This is a genomic window from Gluconacetobacter dulcium (genome assembly GCF_014174165.1).
In the GTDB taxonomy this organism is placed as follows: domain Bacteria; phylum Pseudomonadota; class Alphaproteobacteria; order Acetobacterales; family Acetobacteraceae; genus Gluconacetobacter; species Gluconacetobacter dulcium.
In genome coordinates this window covers 1-24,988 of the sequence record NZ_JABEQN010000029.1, presented here as the reverse complement: position 1 = coordinate 24,988, position 24,988 = coordinate 1, and the positions used below count along the sequence as shown (strand labels likewise).

The window sequence follows — 24,988 nt, the reverse complement described above, 5'->3', positions numbered from 1 at the left end:
CGCCGCCTTTGGCGGGGTGCGGGGCAGAGCCCCGCGTTTACGTCACTTGTTTTCAGGCAGCGCGTAGACCACCAGCGCATCGCTCACCGGCGTCATCATGAAATGATGCCCGCCCGCCATGATGGCGACATACTGCCTGCCCTTATGCTCATACGTCATCGGCGTCGCCTGCCCACCGCCCGGCAGCACGTCGTTCCACAGTTCCTTGCCGGTCTTGGCATCGAACGCATGCAGCATGTTGTCGGTCGTCGCGGCGACGAACACCACGCCGCCGGCCGTCACCACCGGCCCGCCATTATTGGGCGTCCCGATCGTCAGCGGCAGGTAGGTCGGTATCCCCCACGGACCATTCGCCCGCGCGCTGCCCAGCGGATGCTGCCACAGCACCTTGCGGGTATGCATGTCGATCGCCGTGATCATGCCGTAAGGCGGCTTGTTGCACATCATGTGCGTGTACTGGTTCCAGAACGGCGACACCACGATGCCATAGGGCGTATCGGCCATGGCCCCATTGCCTTCCGCCCCGCCGCCACCGGGCTTGAAGTTCGGATCGTCAAGCGGCATCAGCCCCAGTTCGTCGGCCTTCTTGCGGGTGACGAGCTGGTCGTACATCGGCGTCACGTTCCAGTTGGCGATCAGCACGCCCGTCCTGGGGTCGTACGCCATGCTGCCCCAGTCGCTGCCGCCGTTATAACCGGGATATTCGATCCACGGCTTGCCCACGCTGGGGGCCGTGAATTCGCCCTCATATTTGGCCCGGCGGAATTTCAGGCGGCAGAAAAGCTGGTCGATGGGCGACATGCCCCACATGTCGCTTTCCTTCAGGTCCGGCAGGCCCAGACGCGGCATGCCCACCGACCAGGGCTGCGTGGGCGAACGCGGATCGCCCTCCACATCGGTGTCGGTCGGCGCCGGGCGTTCCTCGACCGGCAGCAGCGGCTTGCCGTCACGGCGATCGAGCACGAAGGTCTGGCCGCGCTTCGTCGGCACCACCAGCGCCGGCACCGGCCCATCCTGGCCAGGGAAGTCGATCATGGTGGGCTGGGAGCCGATGTCGTAATCCCACACGTCCTTATGGACGGTCTGGAACACCCAGCGCGGCGAACCGGTCTTCACATCCAGCGCCACGATCGCCGACGATACCTTGTTCTCCTCCGGCGACCGCATGGCGGAGTAATAATCGGCCGCCGAATTGCCGGTCGGCACATAGACCAGCCCGAGTGCGTCGTCCCCCGTCATGGTCGCCCAGGAATTGGGTGTGCCCCGGCTGTAATGCTGGCCCTCGGCGGGCTCGCCATGCGCATCCGGGCGGTTGACATCCCACGCCCACAGAAACTTGCCCGTCTCGGCATCATAGCCACGGATCACGCCCGAGGGCGCCCAGCGACGCTGCCCATCCAGCACTTCATGATTCACCACGATCGCACCATTCACGATCGGCGGCGGCGCGGTCATGGACACGAAGCCGGGCACCGACTCCCCCATGCCCTTCATCAGATTGACCTGCCCGTGATAGCCGAAGCCTTCGCACAGTTTGCCCGTATCGGCATCCACCTCGATCAGCCGCATATCCAGCGTGCCTTCGAGAATCCGGTTATGGCAGGGCTCTCCCTCCGGCACGGTCGAGGAGGTATAGTACACCACCCCCTTGCACGCCGCCGTATAGGGAATGCTGGCATATTTCACCCCGGCGTCGTGCCGCCAGATTTCCTTGCCGGTGGCCGGGTCCAGCTTCATGATGTCATTCATGGCCGAACACATATACAGCCCGTCCCCCACCTTGATGGGCGTGGTCTCGGCGGCCCATTTGTTCACCTGCCCCGGCGCCGGCTTGCTGCCGGTGTGATAGACGAAGGCGCGCGTCAACTGCCCCACATTCGCAGGCGTGATCTGCTCCAGCGGCGAATAGCGCGTGGCATCGGTATCCCGCCCATAGGCCGGCCAGTCCCCATGCGCCGGATGGCTGCCGATCTGCTCGACGGCCGGCGTCACCTCCCCCGGCTCCGCGGGCGGCCCATCGGGAATATTCGCGGCATTCACCCCCGGCGCCTGCGGCGCGAAAGGCGACGGACCGGCGAACTTGTTACCGGCCTTCCCCGGCGCATCCGCCTCTCCCGGTCCGGGCGGTGCCGGCTGATAAGCACTCTGGGCGCGTGCCGGCGCAATGCCCGCCACGGAGGAAAGCAGCAGCAGGCCGCACAGCGAAGTGGCGGCGGAAAGATCTCTCCTGGACATCACGCAATCCCCTTCCGCACCAACGATGTTTTCTGCGCGCGACGCAGAACGGGAATGGTCAGCACCACCAGCACGGCAATCAGCGTCGGCCCCAGCAGGCGCGGCAGCAGCCCCCAGCCATCGAACCCGACTTCCCACAACGCCCACGGCCAGGTCAGCAGCCACGCCAGCAGATACAGCAGCGCCCCGGAAACCGACCCCATCAGCATGAGAACGCCGCCGGCAATAATCGCGGCACCCGCCAGGACATAGTAAAACGAGCCCCCGAGCAGGGCCAGTTCAGCGCCCATGATCAACAGGGGAAGCCCAAGAAGAACGAGCAGTACCGCAACCGCGCACGTCGCCCATTCAGCGGCCCTTCGGGGCCTGTATAAACCTGTCATTCGACAATGCTCCACACAAAACAGAACCCGAACGCTTCAGGATCTGTCGGGTTCATTGACAAAAGAGACGAATATAACTGAATAGTTCAAAATAAATTGCAATCATGGAAACGCGGTGCGCAACCGTGACCGTCTTCGTTCTTTTTTGAAAAAAAGAACCAAAAAACTTTGATTCGTTCAGGAATTTTGTGCTGGGAACACGCGATGGCCCTGAACGATTAAAAGTCTTTTTGCTTCTTTTTCTTCAGAAAAAGAAGAGACACCCCCGACCCGCCCGACCGATCAGGTCCCCGGATAAGCCGAGAGTTCCGCTGCGTCCTTCATCGCCTGCTGCGTCAGCCTCTGTTCGTTCTTCCTGAGGAAGAGACCCGAACCAACCAGACCGATCAGCGTCACAATGCCAATGGCAATGCCCGTCGGCCCGGAAACCTGCGAAATCTTGCGGCCGAGCATGTAGGTGCCCAGCGCATAGCCACCCGCCCAGCATGTGCCCCCCAGCGTATTGAAGAGCATGAAGCGGCGCCAGCGCATGTTGCAGGCCCCGGCCAGCAGCGCCACGAACACGCGCAGAAGCGAGACGAAACGGCCCAGAAAGACGATGGCGCTGCCATGACGGCTGAACAGATAGCGCCCGAGAATCAGCCGTTCGCGGGTCAGGCCGATGCGCGCACCATGTTTTTCGAGCAATGGCATGCCGAAATGCCGCCCGATCATATAGCCGAAATTATCACCGATGATGGCCCCGGCGATCGCCGCCAGCGCCACCCCCTGGATGGCCAGATGATGCGTCTTGAGGCAGTAAAGCGACGCCGTAATGATGCAGGTCTCGGCCGGAATGGGAACGCCCATGCTCTCCAGCAGAACGGCCAGGGTCACGATGCCGTAACCATAATGATGCAGCAGGCTATCCAGATGCTGAAGCAGGGGAGGCTTTCCTTGCGCTGATCGACCACCCGCTTGATGGCGGCAAAATACCCAGGAAGGGAAGAGGGAATAGCGCATGACAGCCCTTCCCCATCAACCGAAAGAATCCGACACGCCGAAAAATGGCGCAAACGCCACGACAACCGCCCCACGGTCGAAAACGGACAAATCGGCCGAAAATGCGTTCCGGCGGCGAGCCGACAGCCGCCGCCGCCAGCCACATCACCCGGCGTCGCCGAAAATATCCTGAAGCGCACGTTTCATGACGGCCGCATCAACCGTTTTCCCCAGCCATAATTCAACGCAGATCACCCCCTGATTGACGAGCATACCCAGGCCATCCAGCGGCGTACAGCCCCGCGCCCGCGCCTCGCGCAGAAGGCGCGTCCTGGGCGGATTGGGAATCACGTCGGCAACCACCTGCCCTTTCTTCAGGCTATCCAGCGCGATCGCCGGCATCGCCTCCCCGTCGCCCAACCCCACAGGGGTAGCATTGATAACGATGTCAATGCCGTCGGAAACCGTCACCGCACCGTCCCACGCCACGGCCGATGCGTCGCTCCCGGTATTGTCGCGCACCAGCGCCGCGATGGTTTCGGCCTGCGCGACATTGCGATTGACGATCGTGATATGCGCGGCACCGGCCAACCCCAGTTCCACGGCAATCGCGCGGGCGGCACCCCCCGCCCCCAGCAGCAGGATCGCCTTGCCGCGCGGGTCGGTCACCTCTTTAAGCGAGGCCAGGAAGCCCTTCCCATCCGTATTATCACCGGTCAGCCGGCCATCGCGGATCGTCACGCAATTGACCGCGCCGATAATCTTCGCGGCGTCCGACAGCGCGTCCAGATGCTCGATCACCGCGACCTTGTGCGGCAGCGAGCAATTGAACCCGACCCATTCCATTGCCTTCGCGCCCCGCACGGCATCGCCGAGATTGCCGGATGTCACATCGCAATTAATGTAGCGGGCGTCGATGGCATGATGCCGGTACGCCGCCTCGATCATGGCGACCGTCGGATTGTCGGCACACGGCGTGGAGAAAGATCCCGTCAGAATACTCAGGAAGTTCTTGTCACTCATTCGGCGCTCCGAAAACTGAGGGGTGCAGTCAATCAGGTTTCCCAGCTATGCATAGCCGGGGTCCGAATGTCCAAGATCAAGACATGACACAAAATTTAAAGCTGCGGCCGCCCCCGTTACGCGTTATCAATTGTACGTCAATCACGTTTTACACGATCCCGATCCCCATGATCGCGCGTAAGAACCTGGAATGCTACGGACAACGGGAAAATATGATGCAGGCGGGAGCGAAGATGCGACAGAATGGCAAGACAACCGGCGCGGCACTCGCCCTCTGCACGGTCCTGGCGCTGGCACTGGCACCATGGCACGCCCGCGCGGCCGACAGCGTGGATCATGGCGCCGCCCCTTCGGGCAACGTAACCATCGCGGCGCGCTTTGCCGACATGCAACCCTCTGGCATCGTCGTCCTGCCCGATGGCAGCGTGATCCTCGGCTTTCCCCGCAGCGCGCAGGACCATTCCGGCCCCAGGCTCGCACGCCTGACGCCCCACGCGGACGGCCGCCCCGACCTGACTCCCTACCCCGACGCCGCCACCCAGGCCCGGCTGATCTCCCCGCTGGGCATGACGCTGGACACACGCGGACGGATCTGGATCGTCGACGAGGGCACGGTCGCCGGCTCCTCCGCCCCCCCCAGACCGGCCCTCGTCATGGTCGACCCCACACCGGGCGGCGAGGGGGTCAGAATCCTGCCGCTGCACGCGCCCGCGATCCGTCCGGACAGCCACGTCAACGACGTGCGGATCGACCTCACGCACGGCCGCGCGGGCCTCGCCTTCATCACCGATACCTCCATGGCCGACCACCCGGCGATCGTCGTCGTCGATCTGGCCAGCGGGACCGCCCGGCGCATCCTCGATGCCGACATCTCCACCCGTGCGACACCGGGCTTCGCGATGGAGGTCGACGGCCAGATGCACCGCTTCGACCTGGTCCACCCCGCCATGGGCCAGGGCGGCGCCGACGGCATCGCCATCAGCCCCGACAGCAGCGTGCTCTACTGGCAACCCCTGTCCAGCCGCCGGCTCTACAGCGCCCCCACCGCCCTTCTCGGCGACCCCCGCGCCACCCCGGCGGCCCTGGCGGCCGGGGTGCATGATGAAGGCGAGACCGGGGTGGTGGACGGCATGGCCACCGCCCCGGACGGCAGCCTCTACCTGACGGAGCTGGAGCGCCACGCCATCCTGCACCGCGCGACCGACGGCACCTTGTCGATGGTCGCCCACGACCCGCGCCTGATCGCCCCGGACGGCCTGGCACTGCACGGCGACACATTATGGCTGACGATCGGCCAATGGTCCCGCCTGCCGGTCTTCCACAACGGCCAGGACCGGCAGGAACGCCCCTGGCTCCTCGCCCGCATCCGTCTCCCCTGAAAACCGCGGCCGAAAACGCAGCATCTCACCCGTGCAGCTTCGAAGGCGGTCCTGCGACACCCTCTCACCGACAGACCGCTGGACCGCTGGACCGCCGAACAGCCGAACAGCCTCGCCGCACGGACCGTCACGAGCGTATCCCGCTCCCGGATCATCCGGTATCCGACGCCTAACGTCGGCGCGACAGCCGAGAAAGCCCTCATCTCGACCGGATGCACCGCGTTGAGATCGGGGATAATGAACTTGCGCGAAGGACACGCCACCAGAGCGCATTTTAGGTCAGGCTCTCACAGAAATCTTCCAGGGCAAGCCGGTATGCGGGCCGCACTGGAAAATCGCTCCAATGGGCCTTCGTTCCTCAAAAATGATAACCGATTGTACCATATGCAACACGTTTATCACCGTAATAACAGAGGTCGGTAGAATTACACTGGACGTAGATCTTGTTAGCAACATTGTTCATGCTCAGTCTGATGTTCAGTCCTTTCATGGAAGAAAACACCTGCCCCGCGTCCCAACTGAAACCCGTATCGAACAGAACATAAGCGGGATTACGGAAGGAGTTGGCCTGATCCGCCCAGCTCCGGCCCTGATAGCGAACGCCAAAATTGATCGACAGACCCGGCGCGATCCCTTTGGGGAAACGATAGTCGATAAATCCGGAGGCCATGTTCGTCGGCTGCTGCGCGTGTCGCTTGCCAAGCAGCGAAACCGTTTCGCCTCCGATCGTCTGCCCGGTCAGATTCGTGCGTGAATTATAAACCCGGTTCCACGTGTAGTTCAAAATCAGGTCCAGACCCTGCGCCAGGTTGGCATGGGCCGAAAGTTCGACACCCTTGGATTTTACCTGACCGACTTCACTGCTATATCTTGGAAAATCCGGATTGCTCACAAGCACATTGTTTTCGGACAGATCATAATATGCAGCGGTCAGAAGGGACTGGGTATGCGGAATCTGGTATTTCAGTCCGCCTTCCCACTGATGTCCGTTCAACGGATCAGGCTGCACAATATTACCGCTTCTATAAACATTCCCGATCTGGGGCATGAATGATTTCGCGTAATTGAAATACGGTGCAAGACCGATGCTGGAAACATAGTTTATCCCTGCATTCCATGTAAACGGCCGGTTAAAAAGAGCGCCATATCCGTTCCAGTCCTGACGCCCGGCGAGCGTTACGTAGAAACGGCGCCACTTGATCTGATCCTGAAAATAGATACCGTCCTGCCAGTAGTTATACTTTGCCCACGTAGACTTCCCTTTCCCATAATCATTGTAGTCCGAGAATGTATACTGTCCATAAACCGGGTGGAGAATGCTTGCATCTGGGACTGTCGCAAAGTCGAACCCCCAGTAACCGTCCGACCATTGTGCGCGATAATCGACGCCAACGAGGAGAGCGTGCGAAATCGGTCCTGTTTTTAACTCATAGCCAAGATTGGCCGTCATCTGAGATGAACGTCCCTTGATCGAGCTATTACAAAATGCAGATCGACTGATCGTCTCGGTAGTTTGGTCGACGTTATTAAGCCAGAGACCACACCCCCCGTTACTCTGCGCATCGAAACGTGCGGTCGAATTAAACTGAAGATTTCGCGTAAATTCATGGTGGAAAATCGCTTCAACCATGTATTCTCGATTCCAGTTATAATTAAAAGACGGATCTCCGTAATATCTCGATACCGGAAGGCGACCAAAATTGGCTTTGATCAAGCTGCCATATGCAGGAACGCCAATCCATGGGTCGAGTGACTCCGGATCATAGGAAAACTGTCCGATGATGGTGAGATCAGTCTTTTTATCAATCTTCCATTCGATATCACCCTGAGCAGCCAGCCGCTTGTAGTGATTGTAATCTATCTGCGATCCCTGGGTAATACCCACTCCAATAAGGCGATAAAGCAATGTCCGGCTCTTATTGAGTGGGCCGCTGAAATCGACTTGCCCTTCGTAACGCCCGTAATTGCCAAAGCCTGCATTCGCCTGCCCCTGAGCCTTTTCGGTCGGGCGTTTGAGCGTCATGTTGATGAGACCGCCGGGATTGGCCTGCCCGTACATGACTGATGACGGACCGCTCAAAGCTTCGATCCGGTCCAGAAAGAATGGATCGCTGACGGACGTTCCATTCAGCAACCCATCCACGAATGTGTAGGATTCGAAGCCACGCTGATGCACCGGCTGGAACAGGCTGGCGGAAGGCGTACTGTCATTGGCGCTCAAGCTGACGATACCCGGCGTATAACGCAACGCCGCGCCGATCGTGAGCGGTTGCAGATCATCCATCTGCTTGCGCGTGACGACATAGACCGACTTCGGCACCTCGATCAGCGGTGTATCGGTCCGGGTGGCGGAGGCGCTGCGGGTCGCGACAAAACCGACGCCAGGGCCGTAAGCCGATTGCGCATCCCCGCCGGACAAGCGTGCCGTGCCGCCAACGCGCACCGGACCGAGCAGGATGGCAGAGGCCGCTTTACCGAGCGTCACGCTGTTCGGGCTCGTGAAACGGTATGTCAGGCCCGTGCCGGCCAGCAGGCGGGACAGTCCCTCCTGAGGCGTGAAATCGCCCGTCACGGCGACGCTGCGAACAGCCCCCGCATCGGACGTCGGATAGGCCACCTGAACGCCGGATTGCCGAAAATACGCCTGCAAGGCGCCGCGCAGAGGCTGGGCCGGGATCGAGAAATGCCGGATCGTCGCCGAGGGAACCGTGGGGATGATTTGCCCCTCGGCCGCGCGAGCGCCCGGCCCCGCAAGGCAAGAACCCATCAGCAGGGCAATGGCGTAAAGCCGCGAGAATGACCTGACTCCGCGATGGCACCTATGGACTGTCACCGAAACTTTCCCCGCTGAAAATGAAACGTATTCTTAAGAACTACAGACCTATGACGACGGAGCGGCGCCGCTCTCTACACCTGCTGCGCTCTTTTTTTGCCGTTCCCTCGGGGAAAGAGCCCGATGGCGTCGTCTTCCGAACGGAACAACAGTCACACTCATGGATTTGCGAACCATTCTCATGAATGGTAGGAGGCGGGGAGAAGCATCGGACAGGCGGCGCGTCATGCAGGACAACATCGCGGTTTTGACGGACCTGATTTCCGCGGAACGGCATAAACTGCTCAACGTCATCCAGCGGATCGTCGGCAACCCGGAAGCGGCCGAGGACGCCGTGCAGTCACTGTTCGAAAAGATCCGGCGCATCGAGAATGCGGCGGAGATCGTCAATCCGCGCGCCTTCCTCTATCGCCTCGCCTCCAACCTCGCGATCGACCACGCCCGGCAGGCCAGGCGGCGCGAGGAAGTCCAGAGCGACATCCACGATCTTCTCTGGATCGAGGACGACACCCCCTCGCCGGAACGCACGCTATTCGCCCGGCACGAGCTGGAAGAGATCGAAAAGGCCATCGCGGCCCTGCCGGAACCGATGAAAACCGCCTTCGTGCTCAACCGCTTCCATGGCGTTCCCCAAAAGGAAATCGCCGCGCGCATGGGCCGGTCCATCGCCCTTGTCAGCCGATATATCTGCCGCGCGCTGGATATCATTTCATCGTCCCGAACGGGCTGACCTTCCCGGAATCATGGTTCGTCTGTTAAATCGTGCGATGACCGTTCGTCTCAGAGCCTGACCGAGAATGTGGGCTGGCGAGCAAGAGCGGCCCGTATTGGACCGCGCCCGACATGTGTTTCCGAGCATCGGAGCGGAGTGGCCTTGATGGCCATGAGCACCGAAGCGCAGGAAACGCGCGGGGGGCACGCCGCCAGCGCGCATTTTCGGTCAGGCTCTCAGGAAGAGGGGCGAAAACACGGCGAAGGGCACTACGTGACAGACCAACCGCACGACATCGCGGAAACGGCGCGCCACTGGATTGTCCGCATGGCGTCCGGCGCCATGACGGCCGAGGAACTGAGCGCGTTCCGACGCTGGCGGGCCGCATCACCGGATAACAACGCGGTCTTCGAGCGGGAACGGGCGTTGTGGCGCGCGCTTCACCTCACACCGGAACAGGACCGCACCACGCGCGGCACCTGGCAACGGCTGGGTCAAAGGCATCGCGTGCGCCGGAGCATACGCCGGAGCCTGTTCCTCGGCAGCGCCGCGATGGTTGCGTCTGTTCTCGTGCTGTATGCCCCGGTCGCCTCAACCTGGCTCAGAGCCGATCAGTGGTCGGGAACCACGGTGCAGACGCTGACCCTTGCCGATGGGTCGCGCGCCATTCTCGACGCCGATACCGCCATTGCCACGCGCTATACCGCGACGGAACGCACGATCACGCTGCTGAAAGGCAACGCGCTGTTCGAAGTGAAACATGATCCGCACCGTCCTTTCCGGGTGGTGGCGCGCAATGGAACGACGGAGGATGTGGGGACGGCGTTCGAGATCCGCCGGGAAGAGGCAAGTGTCCGTGTGACGGTCGCGCGGGGCATCGTGGATGTTCATGCGCCGCACCACGCTCCCGCCCCCGTCAGGCTGAAGGCCGGAGACCGCACCAGTTACACCGACGGCACGATCGCGTCGGTCGAACATGGTATCGCGCCCGAAGAGATCGCCGCCTGGGCGCACGGCGATCTCATTCTGGACAACGCACCAATCCATGAGGCCGTCGCGGCCGTCGCACGATACCGACGCGGCCGCGTCTATGTTCTGGCCGATGACACCGCAACACCGCCCATCAGCGGGGCATTTCGTACTGATCAGGCAGACGCGGCCATCACGGCCATTGCCGCGACAGCCGGGATGACGGTGACGCATCTACCGGCGGGCATCTTGCTGCTACGAAGACAATAAGCATCCCATGCTACGTCAATAGGTTGGTGGTGCAAACTGCGGGACTCGAACCCGCTCGCTTTCGTCGCAACCAATCAAACAACTGATTGAAACAGAACGATAATTTCAGACGAAATCATCCTTCGCATAGTGACTGCGGGTTCACTCTGCGGGCAAAGCCGTGGGGCAGTCAAGAGAGGGATTTGTCTGGCCTCTGGTGGGAATATGATGTATATACGACGTATAAACTTTACGTAAGGAAAATCATCATGCAGGGCGTTGTCAGGAAATGGGGGAACAGTGCAGCCATTCGTCTTCCTGCTGGTGTGCTTGAAGCCGTCAGTCTGAAGATTGATCAGGCCGTCGATGTGCGAGAAGAAGATGGGAGGATTATCATCGAGCCAGTCAGAGCAGTTCCTCTCAAATTGGAAGAGTTAGTGTCTGGTATTACGAATAAGAATCGCCATGATGAAATCGATTTCGGTCCATCTGTTGGTGGTGAAAGCTGGTGAGTGCCAAAGCAACGACTGTCTGGGTTCCTGATTGCGGGGACATTGTCTGGCTTGAGTTTGATCCGCAGGCGGGCAGGGAGCAGGCTGGGCACCGACCTGCTGTTGTACTGAGTCCTGTCAGCTATAACGCTAAAGCTGGAATGATGCTGTGCTGTCCGACAACGACCAAGATTAAAGGCTATCCTTTTGAAGTGGCTCTGACTGGAAAAACTGCCAGTGTGGCCTTGTCAGATCAGGTGAGAAGTCTGGATTGGCGCGTGAGAAAGGCAAAGCTCAAAGGTAAAGTTTTACTAGAAGAGCTTGAGGCTATCCGGCAGCGTATCAGATTGCTGGTCGGGTGATAAAAGTAAGTTTTTCAATAATTTTTCAAAAACAAAAGAAAAACAGGAAGCCAGCCGTGCAAACCAGCGGACACGTTGTGTCACGATGGTTTGCAAACTGGTCAGGGGAAGAACAAAGCTCTCCCCCGTGAACCCCCTCTTTTTAGTTGCTTTCTGAGGTAAGATTTATATCGCTCTCATTTTCTGGTATTTCTATATTTTCATCGAGATCAATCTGCTTTACGCGTTCGGTAAAAACCTTTCTAAACTTAGTGATTTCTGTCAAAATCCACTCTTGTTGGCGAGGCCAGTTATCTTTGTCGGTAATACTTGAATTAGGCAAAGATACAGCAATTCTTGCGGCACAGCGGTCAGGTAGAGGTTGCCAATCCAAAGTTGTGCCGAAGTCTCTTTCTACACTGTCACGTTGTGCATATAGGGCGTTATAGGCTTGATTAGGAGGCATGTTTTTTTGATGCATATAAAGCTCAACTCGTATCTCATTAGTCGCACGCGCTATAGTCACAACAATCTTAAATCCGCCTCGACCTATACTGAAGGGGAGCCACTGTCGCGGCCAAGTTTTAGGAAATCTTCGGATATTTCCCAATTTTTCATAGGCTGCTTGTAGCGATATCCAGAATTCTTGATAAAGGAGACCTGTGCTACCTGTTGCTTCTGATGAAATGCGGCGTGCGGTTTGACGTGCTTGTTTAGCCCAGTCGTTTGGCATTGCTACTACATTGAAGCGTGGGGCAGGATCACTTTCGCCAATACGTAGAACTTCAATTTCGATCCCAAAAAAATCAAACCCATCAATAGTATTTCTGTTGAGCCATTCTATCGCAGCGCGATGTTCTTCTCGAAAACGGGTTGAAATCCAGATGATATTTGCCTCATCATTATTAATTCCAGAAAGATATGTTATTACTTGACCAAGATGACGGTGGTCGGTTAGTTCCAGTTGGTTTTCAATTAGAACTGGAGTGTCGTTTTCATCAACGGCAACAATGTCCGCAGAAAAATCTCCAACGCTAACTTCTGTCGCTTCTAATCTTAGTTCGCCAAGGTGTAAAACTTTCCCCAGAGCTATGAGGTTCTCAGCTTTAGCTAACCAAGGAGTAAAATGACTTGCTTCATTTTGCCAAATTGTACGAACCTCAACGGTTTCGATATGCCCTAACCTCATGTGATTTGTAATTCCATAGCGATTATATAAACTATTATATTTAATACCTTACGTTGGTTGGAAAAGGAAGACAAAATATAGTTTATCAATCTATAAAGGGGGTCAACGGGGGAAGCATTGACCTTGCCCATCAGTCCCTATCCAGGCCGGGGATAGCTTATCACCCTGTCCGAAAAACCGGGGTCAGCTCTGGGACCATGTCTGGCGTGAGGGCGGCTCGTTCAAAAAAGAGAATAGCCAGCCGTGCAAACCAGCGGACACGTTGTGTCGCGATGGTTTGCAAACTGGTCAGGGGGAGAGCATTGCTCTCCCGCGTGAACCTCCTCTTATTATAGCTTTAATCGTTTTGAGGCTGTTTGTGCTGCTTGCAATGCTTTCCCGTCCATCCATGCTCTACGGCTACGTTCAAGTGCCATTTGGGCTTCCGGAATTTCCGATGGGTCGCCATGATGAAACGGGGGCTGAGGTGCATACTGGATAATGAGTTGAATATGTTCTGCTGCGGCCTGCCCGCGTAATTGCGCTGCGAGAGTAAGCCCAAAATCAAGGCCAGCAGTCACACCGCCTCCTGTAATCCTATTGCGATCCTGCACAACGCGTTCGTGGCTTTCAATAGCCCCCATTAACGGCAGCAGATTAACAACACCCCAATGGGATGTCGCTTTGTATCCCTCCAATAACCCTGCTGCGGCAAGAATAAGGCTACCTGTGCAAACGCTTGTAATGAAGCGAGAGTGTGGTGCACGACTTATCAAGAAAGCAAGTACGTCGGGATCGTTCATGCAGGCAATTGTTCCCATTAGCCCGCCCGGTACAAACAATACATCCAGTTCCTGTGGGCACGTCGCTGGTGTGTCTGTTGGAGGGACAGGAATACCGACATCGGTGGAGACCGGCGTCATAGTCATGCCAACCAGATGAATTTCGGCACCTAGAATTTTAAAAATGGTCTGCGGACCGACAAGATCCTGAAGAACCATGTTCGGGTAAACAAGCATGGCAATTTTGATCGGGGGGCCAGAGAATTTCATACCTTGCATATGCTCCAGATGCTCTTTTTCAGAACTGCCCGTTGCTGCCTTGGCACTTTCTGAGACTATGGAGGCCATGATAAGAGTGGCAAGGGCACGTCGTTTAAGACCGGGTAAAGAAGAAGCGTCTGGCAGTAAATTTGGCATGATTGTTTCTTTATAAGAGGGTTTGATCTGAGCAAAAACAACGCACGAGCCGCTCTCAAGAGAGCTGTTGGGTTTCGTCATCAGAATGTCACCTGAAGTGAACCCAAAGCCGAACGGGGAGCTTCCGCGCGCATGGAGAATGTTCCATTCGTGTCATAAATTCGGGCATTGGTCAGGTTTGTCATATTAAGCTGAGCCCTGACGGGTCGTCCGTGTAAGGAAAACTTATACCATAAGGCAGAATCAAGCCGGAAATAGCCAGGAAGGTAGAACGAATTGGGAAGTGTTGCCTCCCGTCGGGTGGCGGCTCTAATACCCAGTCCCAAGCCTAGACCATGCAAAACTATTCTGTCTGCAAATTCGTATGTTGTCCAGACGTTTCCAGTATGTTTGGCAGCGCCAGCAAGAACACTATTGATGGGATACTTGTTGTCACGAGTTACATTGGCAAAAGTGTACGCGTAACTGAGAACGGCTTTCCAACCCGATAAAATCTCACCAGCTATATCAGCTTCTATTCCTCGACTACGCTGCTGGCCAACAGCAATGGAATAAAGTGGATGAGCAGGGTCTGTCGTGGCAACATTTGAGCGACGAATATCATATACCGCGACTGTCGCCTGAACGTGCTCATGAAACAGTTGTTGTTTGATGCCTGCTTCAATCTGGCGAGACCTTCCGGGTGAAAGGGGAGTTCCAGTGAAGGAAGAGGTTGATGTAGGAATAAAACTCGTTGACCAGTTAAAATAAAGAGACGTTGTTCTGCGTGCGGCATAGAGAATGCCAAGCCTAGGAGAAAATTTATTGTCAGAGACAGAGGTGTTGATTTCTTTTATTTTATTGAGAGAAGATGTTGTTGTGGCATCATAGCGCCCCCCACCAAGAACATAGAAGCGATCAAAAAGAGAAATGTAATCCTGAAAATACACAGAGGCGGCTTCTGCCTGTGTTGAAATATTTGAGCGCAATCGTGCAAGTCCTAGTGCCCCCGTATAAATGGGATCTGTAAGAACAAGTGCAGGAAGTGAGGCACCATAGGTTTTTGCACTATAATCTGTCTGATAGAGCTCGCTGCCGACCAGCCAGTCATGTTTTAGTGGACCAGTATGAAAAATACCTGAAAATTCATTCTGGAGATCAAAATCTTTACCCATCTGAGGGCCGCTGGATACTCCTCGGCTCAGGGTTCGTCCGTTCGGTGAGAGAGCAAAGGTGCTCATACGATCCGTACCGAAATCATAGTTGTTGATTGAGTTTGCAAAGCCTGAGCGAAATCGGAATGAATCAGAAAATTTATGTACCCAGTTGTATCCTAAACGCCAGGAGTTCTGATGCGAGGCTCCAAGAGCCTGATTATCGAAGTTATAGGAGAGGGGTAGGGCCAGAGCTTTTCGGATCAAAGGGGTTTGGGATGCACCCCAAGTATAGTTTGAAAGCTGCCAAGACGCGAAGAAATCAATCTTATCATGAAGAGACGGAGTCCACCGAACAGTGGGTGCAACATAGGTTGCTTCGTTGTAACCGAAGTCTCGGAATGTATCATCATGCTGATAGGCGAAATTGATACGCCCAACAATTTTTCCATCTCCTGATAGATCACGGTTACCGTCTGCGGTTCCACGGAATAATCCAAAACTTCCCCCTGATAATCCGGCATTCAGAAAGTTATGGTTTGCAATGGCTCGCTTTGTCGTGACGTTGACGGTACCGCCTGAAGAGGTTGAACCACCGTATAACACCGATGCGGGACCTTTGAGGACTTCAATGTTATCAACGCCCTGAATATCTTGGGTTCCGGTCTGTTCTCTAAAACCATCTCGCAAGGTTGTAGAAGCGTCCACAAATCCACGCACACGAAAAGTCAGAGAATTAGGGAAGGTCAGATTACGTTCAACACCGCTGACTGTCTCGATGGCCTGATTAATGCTGAGAGCGCCACGATCCTGTATGACAGCATGAGTGATGACCTGTACCGATGCTGGTGTTTTCTGAATGGAAACAGGAATTTTTAGAGCTGAACTATTGGTCTGAGCAAGATAATTTTCGGCAGGCTGCCGTGTTCCATTAACGATCACAAAGCTTTGTGACTGGGACGCGACCTCTATCTTTTTCTCTTTCTGAGGCAACATCCCAGTCTGGGGAAATGATGTTTTGTCTGTGCTGCTCTGCGCCCATAAAGGTGTAGCGGTAAAACCGTAAGACAGCACGACGACGCGCGCGATAACGCGACGCGCTAACGCTCCTTGAGCGCCACGGGTTTTTTCATACATAGTTAAAGAAAATCCTGAACTGAGAAAGACTCAGCACTGGGTCGTGCAGAAACACTCCCAAACACGCAGAAAAGCGGCGTATAGGGTGAGATGACGCACACCAGAAGCTGACGAAAGGCTCAGGAAAGTAAAGGGGGGCCGCGCGACGGTGGCAGACCTGTCAGAACAGATGGCGGCGCTCTGGGAGGATGCGCCCGCATTTCCTGTTGATATCGATACACAGTATAAGCAGGCAGTGCTGGGAGGTTCGTCAGAATAACAGCGACAAGTTCCAGCAACGGGCAAAGCGGACAGCTTTTGTCGTGATGATGTGTATTATGGTGATGACCTGACATGCTCATAGGCATATCCATCATCGCCATATCATGGCTCATGTTGCGCTGCGGGCTGATATCAATGCCCGTTAGCCGCTCAATTGCGCTCCTTGGCGTTTCGTCAGGTAGGGAAAAACCCTGAAGGAGAAGTTGTCCTAAAAACCCGACAAGAACCAACACCCTCGCAAGAATTGCGAAGAGTGGTGTATTGTGTTTCTGTCGAGTTTGGGGAGTAGTCAAGACTATTGATAACTCCAATACATTTCCGGTTTCATAAAGAGCTATTAGTTGACGATGTCAAGAAGGGTAAAAAGAGCAGCCATAAACGCAGACCTTCGCGGATAAGAGCCTGACCGAAAATGCGCCCTGGTGGCGTGTCCTCCGCGCGTTTCCTGCGCTTCGGTGCTCACGGCCATCAAGGCCGCTCCGCTCCGATGCTCAGAAACACACGCCGGACGCGGCCCTGATGAGCCGCTCTCGCTCACCAGACCGCATTTTCGGTCAGGCTCTGAGAGAATAATTCTGTGGTTCTGGCATGAATGAGTGATGCCCGTTTGCTGGCTTCGTTCTGGTAACCGGTTTTCAGGGAAACCCAGATTTCCCGCCGGTTTAACGCTGCTCGCAAGGCAGGGGGAACAATACGGCGAAAATGGTAAATGGTGCCTCGGACACAGAGCATAAAATCTTCCCTCGGCGGGGAAGGACGATGGAGCAAAGACAGCCTTTGCCCCCCTATCAGCCGAAAAATCGTGCCATTTCAGGTGCCTGTGGTGCGAACTGCGGGACTCGAACCCGCACACCCTTGCGGGCGCAAGATTTTAAGTCTCGTGCGTCTACCATTCCGCCAAGCTCGCCCGGTGCGCCCTCTAGCACACTCGCGAGACCAGTGAAATCCGGCAGTTGCCGTTTTCCGCAGGCTAAGCGGCGCGCAGCAGAGCCGGTCCGTGTCGGCGCAGCCAGGTTTCCGCCATATGGCGATGCGGCGTCAGGGCAGCCACCAGCACCCAGAAATCCGAGCCATGATTCATATGCCGCAGATGCGCCAGTTCATGCGCAATCACGTAATGCTGCACATCCACGGGCGCCATCACCAGCCGCCAGTTCAGCATTACCGTGCCGTTCGCACTGCAACTGCCCCAACGGCTACTGGTATCCTTGATCACCAGCCGCCGCGGCCGCAGGCCGGACGATCCCGTAAGCGCGGTCAGCCGCTCCCCCAACCGATGCCCGGCTTCCTGCCGCAGGAACGTCGCCAGCCGGCGGCGCAGGAACGGCGCTTCACCGCTCACCTTCACCACCCCGTCCTCGATCCACACTCCCCGCCGCCCATCGGGGCAATGGACGATGCCATGCGCGCACCCATCAAGCACCACCTGCCCCCCATCATGCCACGGCGCCGCCGCCGGCAGGTGATCCAGCCGCGACAGCGCCCAGACAGCATGGTTGCGCAGCAACGCCATCCCGGCCTCGCGCTCCGCCCTCGGCGGCAGGGTAATGACGATTTCGGCCTCGCGCGCATCGATCCGCAACGACAACCGCCGCGCCCGGCTCGACCGGCGCCAGCGCACCGGCACATCCCGCCCTGCGAGCCGCACAATCTCGGCCTCCGTCGGCCTCAGCCCGGAAAGGCCGGCCGTCATGCCCGATCGCGCGCTCGTGGCCGGCGCGGACGGGGCATCTTGCCGGGCCAGTCGACAATGTGATGCTCCAATTGCCCGGCCCGCCGCTCGCTGATCGCCCGCCCCCGCACCGAAACCCCGGCCTCATGCACGGTGTCGGGCGAGCCTGAAACCAGCGGATGCCACCATGCCAGCGGCCGCCCCTCGGCCACCAGCCGATAGGCGCATGAGGGCGGCAGCCAGTCGATTTCCGCCATGGCCTCGGGGGTCAACTGCACGCAATCGGGCACCTTGCGCCGGCGGCACGCATAGTCCGAACACAGGCAGGTTTCCAGATCCAGCAACCGGCAGGCAACATCGGTAAACAGGATCTGCTCGGTCACGTCTTCGCGCAGCTTGTGCAGGCAGCAGCGTCCGCACCCGTCGCACAGCGACTCCCATTCCTCGGTCGTCATTTCGTCCAGCCGGCGGACCTGCCAGAACGGCTTCATATCGGTCATGGCGACCGTCTTACTGAATCCCGGCTCCAGAGAGAAGAAAAACGCCGCCTACCCGTCGAGCACGCCAACCATCACGGCCCCCGCCACCGCCAGCACCGCCGCCGCGAGCGCCGACGGGCCCAGCAACGGCAACCACAGGCCGCGCAACCGCACCATCCGCCCCGCCCCCAGCCCTGCCGCCGTCCGCGTCAGTCCGGGCGGCAACCGGTCGAACGCGTGCAGAAGCGGCAACAGAACCAGCGGAACAAGGCAGACAGCCTGCATCACGACAGGTTCCGCACCACCGTCGCGCCAGGGGCCGGACAGCATCACGGCCCCCATCCATCCCGGAATTGCCAGTGCCAGGGCACCGATCCGGGCGCCCGACAGCACACGCCGCCCCTGCGGCCGTGCCCGCAACAGCAGGCCGAGCCCGCATGCAGCCCCAGCCGCCACACTTTCCACCAGCAGACTGACAACCAGCGCCGGCACCGAGAAAGCCGGCAGCCCGCTCATGGCGCGGCCAGCCAGTCCGCGAAGCGTTTGGAGAGATCGGGCAGATGCTCATGCCAGAAGGCGGCATCCATCAGCAGCGGCTGCGCCGAGCCCACATCGCCATGCGCGTGATAGAGCGACGCGAACCGCGCCACCTGCTCGGGCTGGGCCATGAAATGCAGCAGGCTGCGCGCCCGGTCGCGCGCCGCCCGGTCCAGATCGGGCGCAACCCCCCAGGACAGACCATCATCCAGGCTCTGCTCCCATTGCAGCCCCACATCGCGCTGACCCGTCGCGGCCGCCATCACCTCGCCCCCGGCCGCGCTGGTCATCAGCACGCTGCCATTGCCGATGATGCGCGCGGATTCCGCCGGACTGGTCCACCACTCGATATAAGGACGCAACTGGCTGAGCTTGCGGAAGGCCCGCGCCACTCCCTCGGGCGTGCCCAGCACGGCATAGACATCGGCCGGCGCCACGCCATCGGCCATCAGCGCGATCTCCAGCGTCGAACGCGGATCGCGACGCAGCCCCCGCTTGCCGGGATAGCGCACGACATTCCAGAAATCGCTCCAGTGCGGGGCCACCGGAATGCGCCCGCGATCCCACGCCAGGGCAATTCCCTCGCGCATCGCCGGCACGCCGCAGGCATCGGCGCTGCCGGGGGCGCCGCCCAGACGCAGCAGAAATCCCTGCATGCAGGCGGCACGGGCGGTGCTGTCTTCCATCAGCGCCACAGTCCAGGCACGGCCGGCATGCCCCGACCGGGGCTGCGGATCGCCATCCCACACATACCGCAGAATACCGACCCCCATCTGGGCCGCGAAGGGGCGGAAAAACGCCTTGTCCTGGGCCGCACTCAGGGCACCGCCCAGACTGTTCACCACCAGCGCATGCGTGCGCCAGCCTGTCCGGGCGTTCCCGCCGGTCGGCACGATCGCCAGCAGCAGCAACCCGATCAAAAGACGGCGAAGCGATCGGAGAATGCGGGGCGGGCGGGACAGAGGAATGAACTTTCGCAGGAGACAGGATAAACAGGCGGCCACGCTAGCCCATTTCCCCCCGAAACGGAAAGGCCACCGCATGGGCCGGCTGCCACGCCAGCCGCGCGGTGCGTCCGGGCACGAGCCCCGTCAGGCTCTGCGCCGGCGGCCGGCGGACCAGAACCTCCTGCCCATCCTCCAGCCGGAAACGCAGCCGGATATGGTCGCCCATATGATGCAGCCCCGCCAGCACCGCCGGCAGCGTGTCCTCGCCATCGTCATCGGCGGCGGCCCGGCCGGTCGGAAACAGGGTGGCAATCCGGTCGGGCCGGACACACAGCGTGCACAGCATGTCGTCAGCCAGGCCCGGCCCCGCCATGGCCTCGACCCGCGCACCGCTGGCCAGATGGACCGAGGCCAGATCGTCTTCCACCCACGCGACGCGCCCGGTCAGGGCATTGGCGTCGCCGAAGCCGGTGGCAACCCGGTCGCAGGCCGGCCGATCGAACAGTTCGGCGGCATTGCCAACCTGCAACAGCGCGCGACCCGACAGCACGCCGATCGCGTCGCCCAGCAGCAACACGTCCTCCCGATCGCCGGTCGCCAGCAGCAGCGTCAGGCCCTGCGCCCGCGCCACCCGCGCCAGCAGGCGGCGCATCGCCAGCCGATCCCCCCGCGCCAACCCGGCGAACGGGTCGTCCAGCAACAGGACGGACGGCGCGAAGACCAGCAACCGGCCAAGCCGCGCCCGCCATTCATCCTGCGGATCGAGGGCGCGCGGCCGGCGAGAGGCGCATCCGTCCAGCCCCAGCAGCGCCAGCACCGCATCCACCCGCGCCACGATCGCCGGACGCGCCATGCCGCGCGCCTCCAGCGGAAAGGCCAGGTTCCGCCGCACGGTCAGATGCGCGAACAGCGGATCGCGCGCGCTGAACAATCCCATCCCCCGATGGCCGGCCGGCAACGCCGCCACATCCCGCCCGTCGAGCAGAACCTCGCCGGCCACACACGGCAGATGGCCGGCCAGCGTGTCCAGCACGCGGGAGAGATCGACCGCGCGGTCCCCCAGCAACGCCAGGCACCCGCCAGGCGCGATCGAAAACGACAGCGCGGGCGTGGAGGGCTCCACCGGCGCGCACACAAATCCGCGAACATCAAAACGTGGAGAGAGGGGAGCCATGCGAGAAGCGAAACCTGCCAGGACGGAGCGAAAGCCGGCGAGTGTAGCCAACCCGCATGAAAGATACGACCGATCTCGCGGCGCAAGCCCGCAAAACCGCCCGCACACGCTGCGAACGACCGTTTTCATCCCGCCATCGGCCAGGGCGCGCGCCATTGGCCGAACCGCGCACCGACGGCCCACGGGTCGTTGCCAAGCCACGCGAAGTGGCCGATCATCGGCCCGATATCCGAGCCGCCGTGCGCCGAATGCGACCGGCGGCCATCGCCAGCCATGCCGCGATCAGCTATCTGGCCGGGCGGGCATTCCGGCGGAGCGCCCGCCAACGAAGCAGAGGGAAGAAGCAAGGACCATGAAGATAGCCGAACTTGGCAAAGCCACTGTCCAGGCGGAACTGACCGTACGCCGCGAGATGGCCATCCGCATCGGCAGGCAGGTGGCGTTCCTGGTCGTCGCCGCCGTGTTCGGCCTGCTGGCGATCCTGTCGGGACACGCGCTGCTGTGGGCCTTCGCCTACCAGACGCTGGGGTTCAGCGTGCTCGGCGCGGCGATCCTGGTCTTCGCGGTCGATGGCGCCATGGCCCTGCTGTTCCTGCTGCTCGGCCGCCGCTCGATCATGACCGCGACCGAAATCCGCGCCCGCTTCGCCCGCGAACACGCGCTGAACGAGCTGCGCCAGGCCATGGCCCTGACGGCCGTGACGACCGCGATCGCCGGCCCGGTCGGCCGCCAGGCCCTGCGCGCGATCCTGCACCTCGTCCGCTCGGTCTTCGGCCGCAAGGGCATCTAACCCCTCCGATCAGCGCCGGATTGCCTGAGAGACGCCAAAGCCGGTTGGGGACCATGCTGAAATTGCATTGGCCCCCGCCCGCCATTTCTGGAAACGTATTCCCTGGTCACAATTTCATGAGCACGCAGACCTGATGCGTTCTCATGACAAGTCAGGGAAACCGGGTAGCTGTGGAGAAGGCGGACTCCGAGCGTAGTGCACGGGCACGATCCTTTGGACGTCGTCTGACCCATAAGAGCACGCCCCGACAGGGACGGGCCGGCCGTGATCCGTTGCCTTGCGGCCCGGCCACCGCAGGCGCGGCAATCCGGGCATGAGCATCCGGCTGGTTCCTCCGCACACGGCGCTGCATTTTCCGCGCTCGCTGGTCCGCTTCGGCGGTTTCGCCTTCCCCGACTGGAAGGCCCTTTCGCCGACGATCACCTACAGCATCCGCGCGCTGCTTGCCGTCGGGCTGGCCCTGTTCCTGGCATTCTTCTTCCAGCTCCAGACACCGATGTCCTCGGTCACGACGGTCCTGATCGTGGCCAATCCGGTCGTCGGCGCCATGGTCTCCAAGAGCTTCTGGCGTATTTTCGGCACCGTGATCGGCGCAACGGCGGCGGTGCTGCTGATGGCGGCCTTTCCCCAGTCGCCGATGCTCTATTTCATGGGCCTGTCGATCATCATCGGCATTGCCTGCTGCGTCTCCACACTGCTGCGGTTCTACAAGGCCTATGCCGCCGTGCTGGCGGGCTACACCATCGTGCTGGTTTCCATTTCCACCTTCGCCGACCCCGACCGAATCTTCATGGCCGCCATGTCGCGCCTGTCGGCGGTCACGGTCGGCATCGTCAGCACGGCCGTGGTGTTTCTGGTCACGTCGGTCAGCAGGCCGGAAAAAGTCCTGCGCCAGGTCGACCAGACACTGCGCAACATCACCGGCCAGTTCTCGCACCCGGCGGATCTGGAGGACATGGCCCCCGGTCAGACCCCCATGCCGGACGATGGCGGCCAACCGTTCTCGTTCCGCGCCATGACGCTGACCAGCTATGACGCTCGCGCACGCCTGCTCTCCCAGGCCAATGCCCTGGTCGAAGCGATCGAATATGCCGCCGCCGACAATTTCGCGATCGGCCGGCGGGCCGCCGGCCTGCGTGCCGGCGTGGCCCGGCTGCTGGGGCTGCTCAGCACCCATCACCCGATCTGGCGCGACGACCCGCCCGACAATCCGCAATCCGCAGCCGCCCGCGACCTGGTGCATGACGTGATGGCGCGCTTCGCCGTCATCCCCCCGGAAAACCTGCACCTCGACGATCCCGCCGGCATGCGTACCCAATTAGCCGCCGCCATCGACACCCTGGACGACCTGTCAGAAGAAACCAAAGACCTCCCCACCATCGCGTTCATCGACAACGAACGCGACATCCTGGTGCAATTGCGCAGCGCGCTGGACGATTTCGTGGGGCCGCAGGCACATGTCCGCCCGATCCGGCTACGACTGTTCTTCGACTGGCCGGCGGCGCTGCGCAACGGCACGCGCGGCGCGTTCGTCACCCTGCTGGGCTGCCTGACATGGTATGTCTTCCGCTGGTCGAACGGCGCCACCATGCTCGCCTACCTCATCCCGGCATCCTGCCTGCTGGCCACCAGCCCGGTGGCATCCCGCGCCAGCGTCATGTTTGCCAGCGGCACCCTGGCCGCGATTCCCGCCGCCTTCATCTGCCAGACCTTTCTCCTGCCCCGTATCGACGGTTATCCGCTGTTGTGGCTGTCCCTCTCGGTTTGCCTGCTGCCGGGCATCTGGCTTCAATTCCATCCCCGCCACGCCATGCGCGGCTTCGGTTATGCGGTGTTCTTCAATGCCATGGTGCAGATCCGCAATCCGATCTCCTATGACGACCTGTCCCTGATGAATGTCTGGCTGTCCTACCTGATCGCCCTGATCGGGCTGGCTCTGGTCTTCCGGGTCATCCTGCCGTCCGACCATCGGCTGGACACCGCCCGACTGGTCACGTCGATGAATCGCGCTACCCAGCAACTGGCCAGCCTGCCGCTGAACCGGCACGTCAGTTGGACGGTGTGGGAAAACCTGCAGATGCAGAAGATCCTGCGTATGATCCAACGCTTCTCGCTGGTCGCGCCGCCTGCCCGCGTCTACGAAACCACCGATGCGGCGTTCATCTGCGTCTCGGTGGGGCGCCTGATCGCGCGGCTGCGGCATCTGGTGCAGAATCCGGCGGTGCACGAACAGGACCGCGCCTGCACGCTGGCGGCGCTGGCGTCGTTCCAGCATCTGTGCACCCAGCCCACGCGCACCGCGCTGATCCTCCGCACCGCGGCGCAGGACGTGATGCGCGATGTCGAAGAGCGCCCCGCCGCATCCCACGTTCCCACCCGGCGCATTGCCGCCTGCCTCGAACAGGCATCGCTGCTGGTAGACTCGGCGCCCGGATTCTTTCACAAACAAGGTCCCCTGCAATTGCCTGGCGACATGCCGGGCGCCAATAACAGGCTGAATATGGCCATCCCACCCCAGACGCGTTCGTTCGGAATGAGAGCCGCGTGATGCTGACCGAGTTCAATTTCTTCGGCGTCTTCATGGCGCCGATCGTCGTCTACGCAATCGCCGCTCTGCCGGTGACCATGCTGATCCGCTTCGCGCTGTGGTGGACCGGCATCATGAAATGGTTCTGGCACCTCGCACTGTTCGAGGTCGCCCTCTACACTTGTGTTCTGTGCCTGATGATCCTGTTCGTCTGAGAAACGGTCGAACAACTGCCCCTGCAAGGTCCGAGATAGACAATGCCCCTTCTACGCACCCTGATCCGCGTGGTTCTGACCCTGAGCGTCGTTGTGCTGGCGATCGTTCTGGGGGTGACCCTGTGGGACACCTATATGATCGCCCCCTGGACG

General features: G+C 59.8%; 23 protein-coding genes, 1 tRNA gene and 1 pseudogene. 9 read left to right on the top strand and 16 right to left on the bottom strand.

Features of this window, described 5'->3' with window-relative positions:
- Nucleotides 1-42 precede the first annotated feature (42 nt).
- From HLH25_RS17690 to aroE, 4 genes are all read right to left on the bottom strand, one after another.
- Nucleotides 43-2,235: a pyrroloquinoline quinone-dependent dehydrogenase gene (locus tag HLH25_RS17690; RefSeq protein WP_182975330.1), complete on the bottom strand. Its 2,193-nt coding sequence runs from the start codon at nucleotides 2,233-2,235 to the stop codon at nucleotides 43-45.
- A complete protein-coding gene (locus tag HLH25_RS17685) occupies nucleotides 2,235-2,531 on the bottom strand; it encodes a glycerol dehydrogenase (protein WP_375288999.1) in 297 nt (98 codons plus the stop codon). The genes HLH25_RS17690 and HLH25_RS17685 overlap by 1 nt, the downstream gene beginning before the upstream one ends.
- 369 nt (nucleotides 2,532-2,900) lie before the next feature.
- Entirely contained in the window at nucleotides 2,901-3,620 is a 720-nt protein-coding gene (locus HLH25_RS17680; RefSeq protein ID WP_182975328.1) for a DedA family protein, read from the bottom strand.
- A gap of 144 nt (nucleotides 3,621-3,764) precedes the next feature.
- Nucleotides 3,765-4,622 (bottom strand): shikimate dehydrogenase, encoded by an 858-nt coding sequence (aroE, locus tag HLH25_RS17675; protein WP_182975327.1) that lies wholly within the window; start codon nucleotides 4,620-4,622, stop codon nucleotides 3,765-3,767.
- A gap of 233 nt (nucleotides 4,623-4,855) precedes the next feature.
- On the opposite strand from aroE, the gene HLH25_RS17670 reads away from it, so the two are divergent.
- On the top strand, nucleotides 4,856-6,001 hold the full coding sequence (locus HLH25_RS17670) for an SMP-30/gluconolactonase/LRE family protein (RefSeq protein WP_182975326.1): 1,146 nt from the start codon (nucleotides 4,856-4,858) through the stop codon (nucleotides 5,999-6,001).
- A 358-nt stretch (nucleotides 6,002-6,359) separates the two neighbouring features.
- On the opposite strand, the gene HLH25_RS17665 is transcribed toward HLH25_RS17670, so the two are convergent.
- Nucleotides 6,360-8,834 (bottom strand): TonB-dependent siderophore receptor, encoded by a 2,475-nt coding sequence (locus HLH25_RS17665; RefSeq protein ID WP_310889143.1) that lies wholly within the window; start codon nucleotides 8,832-8,834, stop codon nucleotides 6,360-6,362.
- Nucleotides 8,835-9,060: 226 nt separating this feature from the next.
- Here HLH25_RS17665 and HLH25_RS17660 point away from each other — a divergent pair, with 226 nt between their 5' ends.
- From HLH25_RS17660 to mazF, 4 genes are all read left to right on the top strand, one after another.
- The gene (locus tag HLH25_RS17660; protein ID WP_182975325.1) at nucleotides 9,061-9,564 is read left to right on the top strand and encodes an RNA polymerase sigma factor; all 504 of its coding nucleotides are present in this window, start codon (nucleotides 9,061-9,063) and stop codon (nucleotides 9,562-9,564) included.
- Between the two features lie 255 nt (nucleotides 9,565-9,819).
- Nucleotides 9,820-10,785 (top strand): FecR family protein, encoded by a 966-nt coding sequence (locus tag HLH25_RS20595; RefSeq protein WP_182975324.1) that lies wholly within the window; start codon nucleotides 9,820-9,822, stop codon nucleotides 10,783-10,785.
- A gap of 248 nt (nucleotides 10,786-11,033) precedes the next feature.
- Complete coding sequence (locus HLH25_RS17650) at nucleotides 11,034-11,276, top strand: AbrB/MazE/SpoVT family DNA-binding domain-containing protein (protein WP_182975323.1); 243 nt, start codon at nucleotides 11,034-11,036, stop codon at nucleotides 11,274-11,276.
- Nucleotides 11,273-11,617: an endoribonuclease MazF gene (gene mazF, locus HLH25_RS17645; protein WP_182975322.1), complete on the top strand. Its 345-nt coding sequence runs from the start codon at nucleotides 11,273-11,275 to the stop codon at nucleotides 11,615-11,617. The genes HLH25_RS17650 and mazF overlap by 4 nt, the downstream gene beginning before the upstream one ends.
- 142 nt (nucleotides 11,618-11,759) lie before the next feature.
- Here mazF and HLH25_RS17640 read toward each other — a convergent pair whose 3' ends face one another.
- The 11 genes from HLH25_RS17640 to HLH25_RS17600 form a co-directional block, all read right to left on the bottom strand.
- Nucleotides 11,760-12,785: a DUF4268 domain-containing protein gene (locus HLH25_RS17640; RefSeq protein ID WP_182975321.1), complete on the bottom strand. Its 1,026-nt coding sequence runs from the start codon at nucleotides 12,783-12,785 to the stop codon at nucleotides 11,760-11,762.
- Nucleotides 12,786-13,114: 329 nt separating this feature from the next.
- On the bottom strand, nucleotides 13,115-14,044 hold the full coding sequence (locus HLH25_RS17635; RefSeq protein ID WP_182975320.1) for a DJ-1/PfpI family protein: 930 nt from the start codon (nucleotides 14,042-14,044) through the stop codon (nucleotides 13,115-13,117).
- A complete protein-coding gene (locus HLH25_RS17630) occupies nucleotides 14,044-16,233 on the bottom strand; it encodes a TonB-dependent siderophore receptor (RefSeq protein ID WP_182975319.1) in 2,190 nt (729 codons plus the stop codon). Before HLH25_RS17630 ends, HLH25_RS17635 begins: the two co-directional genes overlap by 1 nt.
- 119 nt (nucleotides 16,234-16,352) lie before the next feature.
- Complete coding sequence (locus tag HLH25_RS20695) at nucleotides 16,353-16,607, bottom strand: DUF2946 family protein (protein ID WP_375289001.1); 255 nt, start codon at nucleotides 16,605-16,607, stop codon at nucleotides 16,353-16,355.
- A 421-nt stretch (nucleotides 16,608-17,028) separates the two neighbouring features.
- Entirely contained in the window at nucleotides 17,029-17,226 is a 198-nt protein-coding gene (locus HLH25_RS20690) for a DUF6538 domain-containing protein (protein WP_310889144.1), read from the bottom strand.
- 89 nt (nucleotides 17,227-17,315) lie between these two features.
- A tRNA-Leu gene (locus tag HLH25_RS17625) sits at nucleotides 17,316-17,401 on the bottom strand.
- Between the two features lie 63 nt (nucleotides 17,402-17,464).
- On the bottom strand, nucleotides 17,465-18,142 hold the full coding sequence (locus tag HLH25_RS17620) for a M48 family metallopeptidase (protein ID WP_375289000.1): 678 nt from the start codon (nucleotides 18,140-18,142) through the stop codon (nucleotides 17,465-17,467).
- A gap of 41 nt (nucleotides 18,143-18,183) precedes the next feature.
- On the bottom strand, nucleotides 18,184-18,666 hold the full coding sequence (locus tag HLH25_RS17615) for a YcgN family cysteine cluster protein (protein WP_182975317.1): 483 nt from the start codon (nucleotides 18,664-18,666) through the stop codon (nucleotides 18,184-18,186).
- Nucleotides 18,667-18,714: 48 nt separating this feature from the next.
- A complete protein-coding gene (locus HLH25_RS17610; protein ID WP_246402675.1) occupies nucleotides 18,715-19,161 on the bottom strand; it encodes a hypothetical protein in 447 nt (148 codons plus the stop codon).
- Entirely contained in the window at nucleotides 19,158-20,102 is a 945-nt protein-coding gene (locus HLH25_RS17605) for an extracellular solute-binding protein (protein WP_246402674.1), read from the bottom strand. The genes HLH25_RS17610 and HLH25_RS17605 overlap by 4 nt, the downstream gene beginning before the upstream one ends.
- Nucleotides 20,103-20,187: 85 nt before the next feature.
- Entirely contained in the window at nucleotides 20,188-21,252 is a 1,065-nt protein-coding gene (locus HLH25_RS17600) for an ABC transporter ATP-binding protein (RefSeq protein ID WP_343065508.1), read from the bottom strand.
- A gap of 403 nt (nucleotides 21,253-21,655) precedes the next feature.
- Between HLH25_RS17600 and HLH25_RS17595 the strand changes: the two genes are divergently transcribed.
- The 4 genes and pseudogenes from HLH25_RS17595 to HLH25_RS17580 form a co-directional block, all read left to right on the top strand.
- Nucleotides 21,656-22,093, top strand: a complete 438-nt coding sequence (locus HLH25_RS17595) for a hypothetical protein (protein ID WP_182975314.1) — start codon at nucleotides 21,656-21,658, stop codon at nucleotides 22,091-22,093.
- 313 nt (nucleotides 22,094-22,406) lie between these two features.
- Entirely contained in the window at nucleotides 22,407-24,641 is a 2,235-nt protein-coding gene (locus HLH25_RS17590) for an FUSC family protein (RefSeq protein WP_220791891.1), read from the top strand.
- The gene (locus HLH25_RS17585) at nucleotides 24,641-24,835 is read left to right on the top strand and encodes a DUF1656 domain-containing protein (protein WP_182975313.1); all 195 of its coding nucleotides are present in this window, start codon (nucleotides 24,641-24,643) and stop codon (nucleotides 24,833-24,835) included. Before HLH25_RS17590 ends, HLH25_RS17585 begins: the two co-directional genes overlap by 1 nt.
- Nucleotides 24,836-24,877: 42 nt before the next feature.
- Nucleotides 24,878-24,988 (top strand): annotated as a pseudogene (locus HLH25_RS17580) (efflux transporter periplasmic adaptor subunit); the annotation flags it as partial.

Coding starts and splice junctions, on each gene's coding strand:
- HLH25_RS17690 (WP_182975330.1), bottom strand. CDS start 2,235: ATGTCCAGGAGAGATCTTTCCGCCGCCACTTCGCTGTGCGGCCTGCTG.
- HLH25_RS17680 (WP_182975328.1), bottom strand. CDS start 3,620: ATGCGCTATTCCCTCTTCCCTTCCTGGGTATTTTGCCGCCATCAAGCG.
- aroE (WP_182975327.1), bottom strand. CDS start 4,622: ATGAGTGACAAGAACTTCCTGAGTATTCTGACGGGATCTTTCTCCACG.
- HLH25_RS17670 (WP_182975326.1), top strand. CDS start 4,856: ATGCGACAGAATGGCAAGACAACCGGCGCGGCACTCGCCCTCTGCACG.
- HLH25_RS17660 (WP_182975325.1), top strand. CDS start 9,061: ATGCAGGACAACATCGCGGTTTTGACGGACCTGATTTCCGCGGAACGG.
- HLH25_RS17650 (WP_182975323.1), top strand. CDS start 11,034: ATGCAGGGCGTTGTCAGGAAATGGGGGAACAGTGCAGCCATTCGTCTT.
- HLH25_RS17640 (WP_182975321.1), bottom strand. CDS start 12,785: ATGAGGTTAGGGCATATCGAAACCGTTGAGGTTCGTACAATTTGGCAA.
- HLH25_RS17635 (WP_182975320.1), bottom strand. CDS start 14,044: ATGACGAAACCCAACAGCTCTCTTGAGAGCGGCTCGTGCGTTGTTTTT.
- HLH25_RS17630 (WP_182975319.1), bottom strand. CDS start 16,233: ATGTATGAAAAAACCCGTGGCGCTCAAGGAGCGTTAGCGCGTCGCGTT.
- HLH25_RS20695 (WP_375289001.1), bottom strand. CDS start 16,607: ATGAGCCATGATATGGCGATGATGGATATGCCTATGAGCATGTCAGGT.
- HLH25_RS20690 (WP_310889144.1), bottom strand. CDS start 17,226: ATGCTCTGTGTCCGAGGCACCATTTACCATTTTCGCCGTATTGTTCCC.
- HLH25_RS17615 (WP_182975317.1), bottom strand. CDS start 18,666: ATGACCGATATGAAGCCGTTCTGGCAGGTCCGCCGGCTGGACGAAATG.
- HLH25_RS17610 (WP_246402675.1), bottom strand. CDS start 19,161: ATGAGCGGGCTGCCGGCTTTCTCGGTGCCGGCGCTGGTTGTCAGTCTG.
- HLH25_RS17595 (WP_182975314.1), top strand. CDS start 21,656: ATGAAGATAGCCGAACTTGGCAAAGCCACTGTCCAGGCGGAACTGACC.
- HLH25_RS17590 (WP_220791891.1), top strand. CDS start 22,407: ATGAGCATCCGGCTGGTTCCTCCGCACACGGCGCTGCATTTTCCGCGC.
- HLH25_RS17585 (WP_182975313.1), top strand. CDS start 24,641: ATGCTGACCGAGTTCAATTTCTTCGGCGTCTTCATGGCGCCGATCGTC.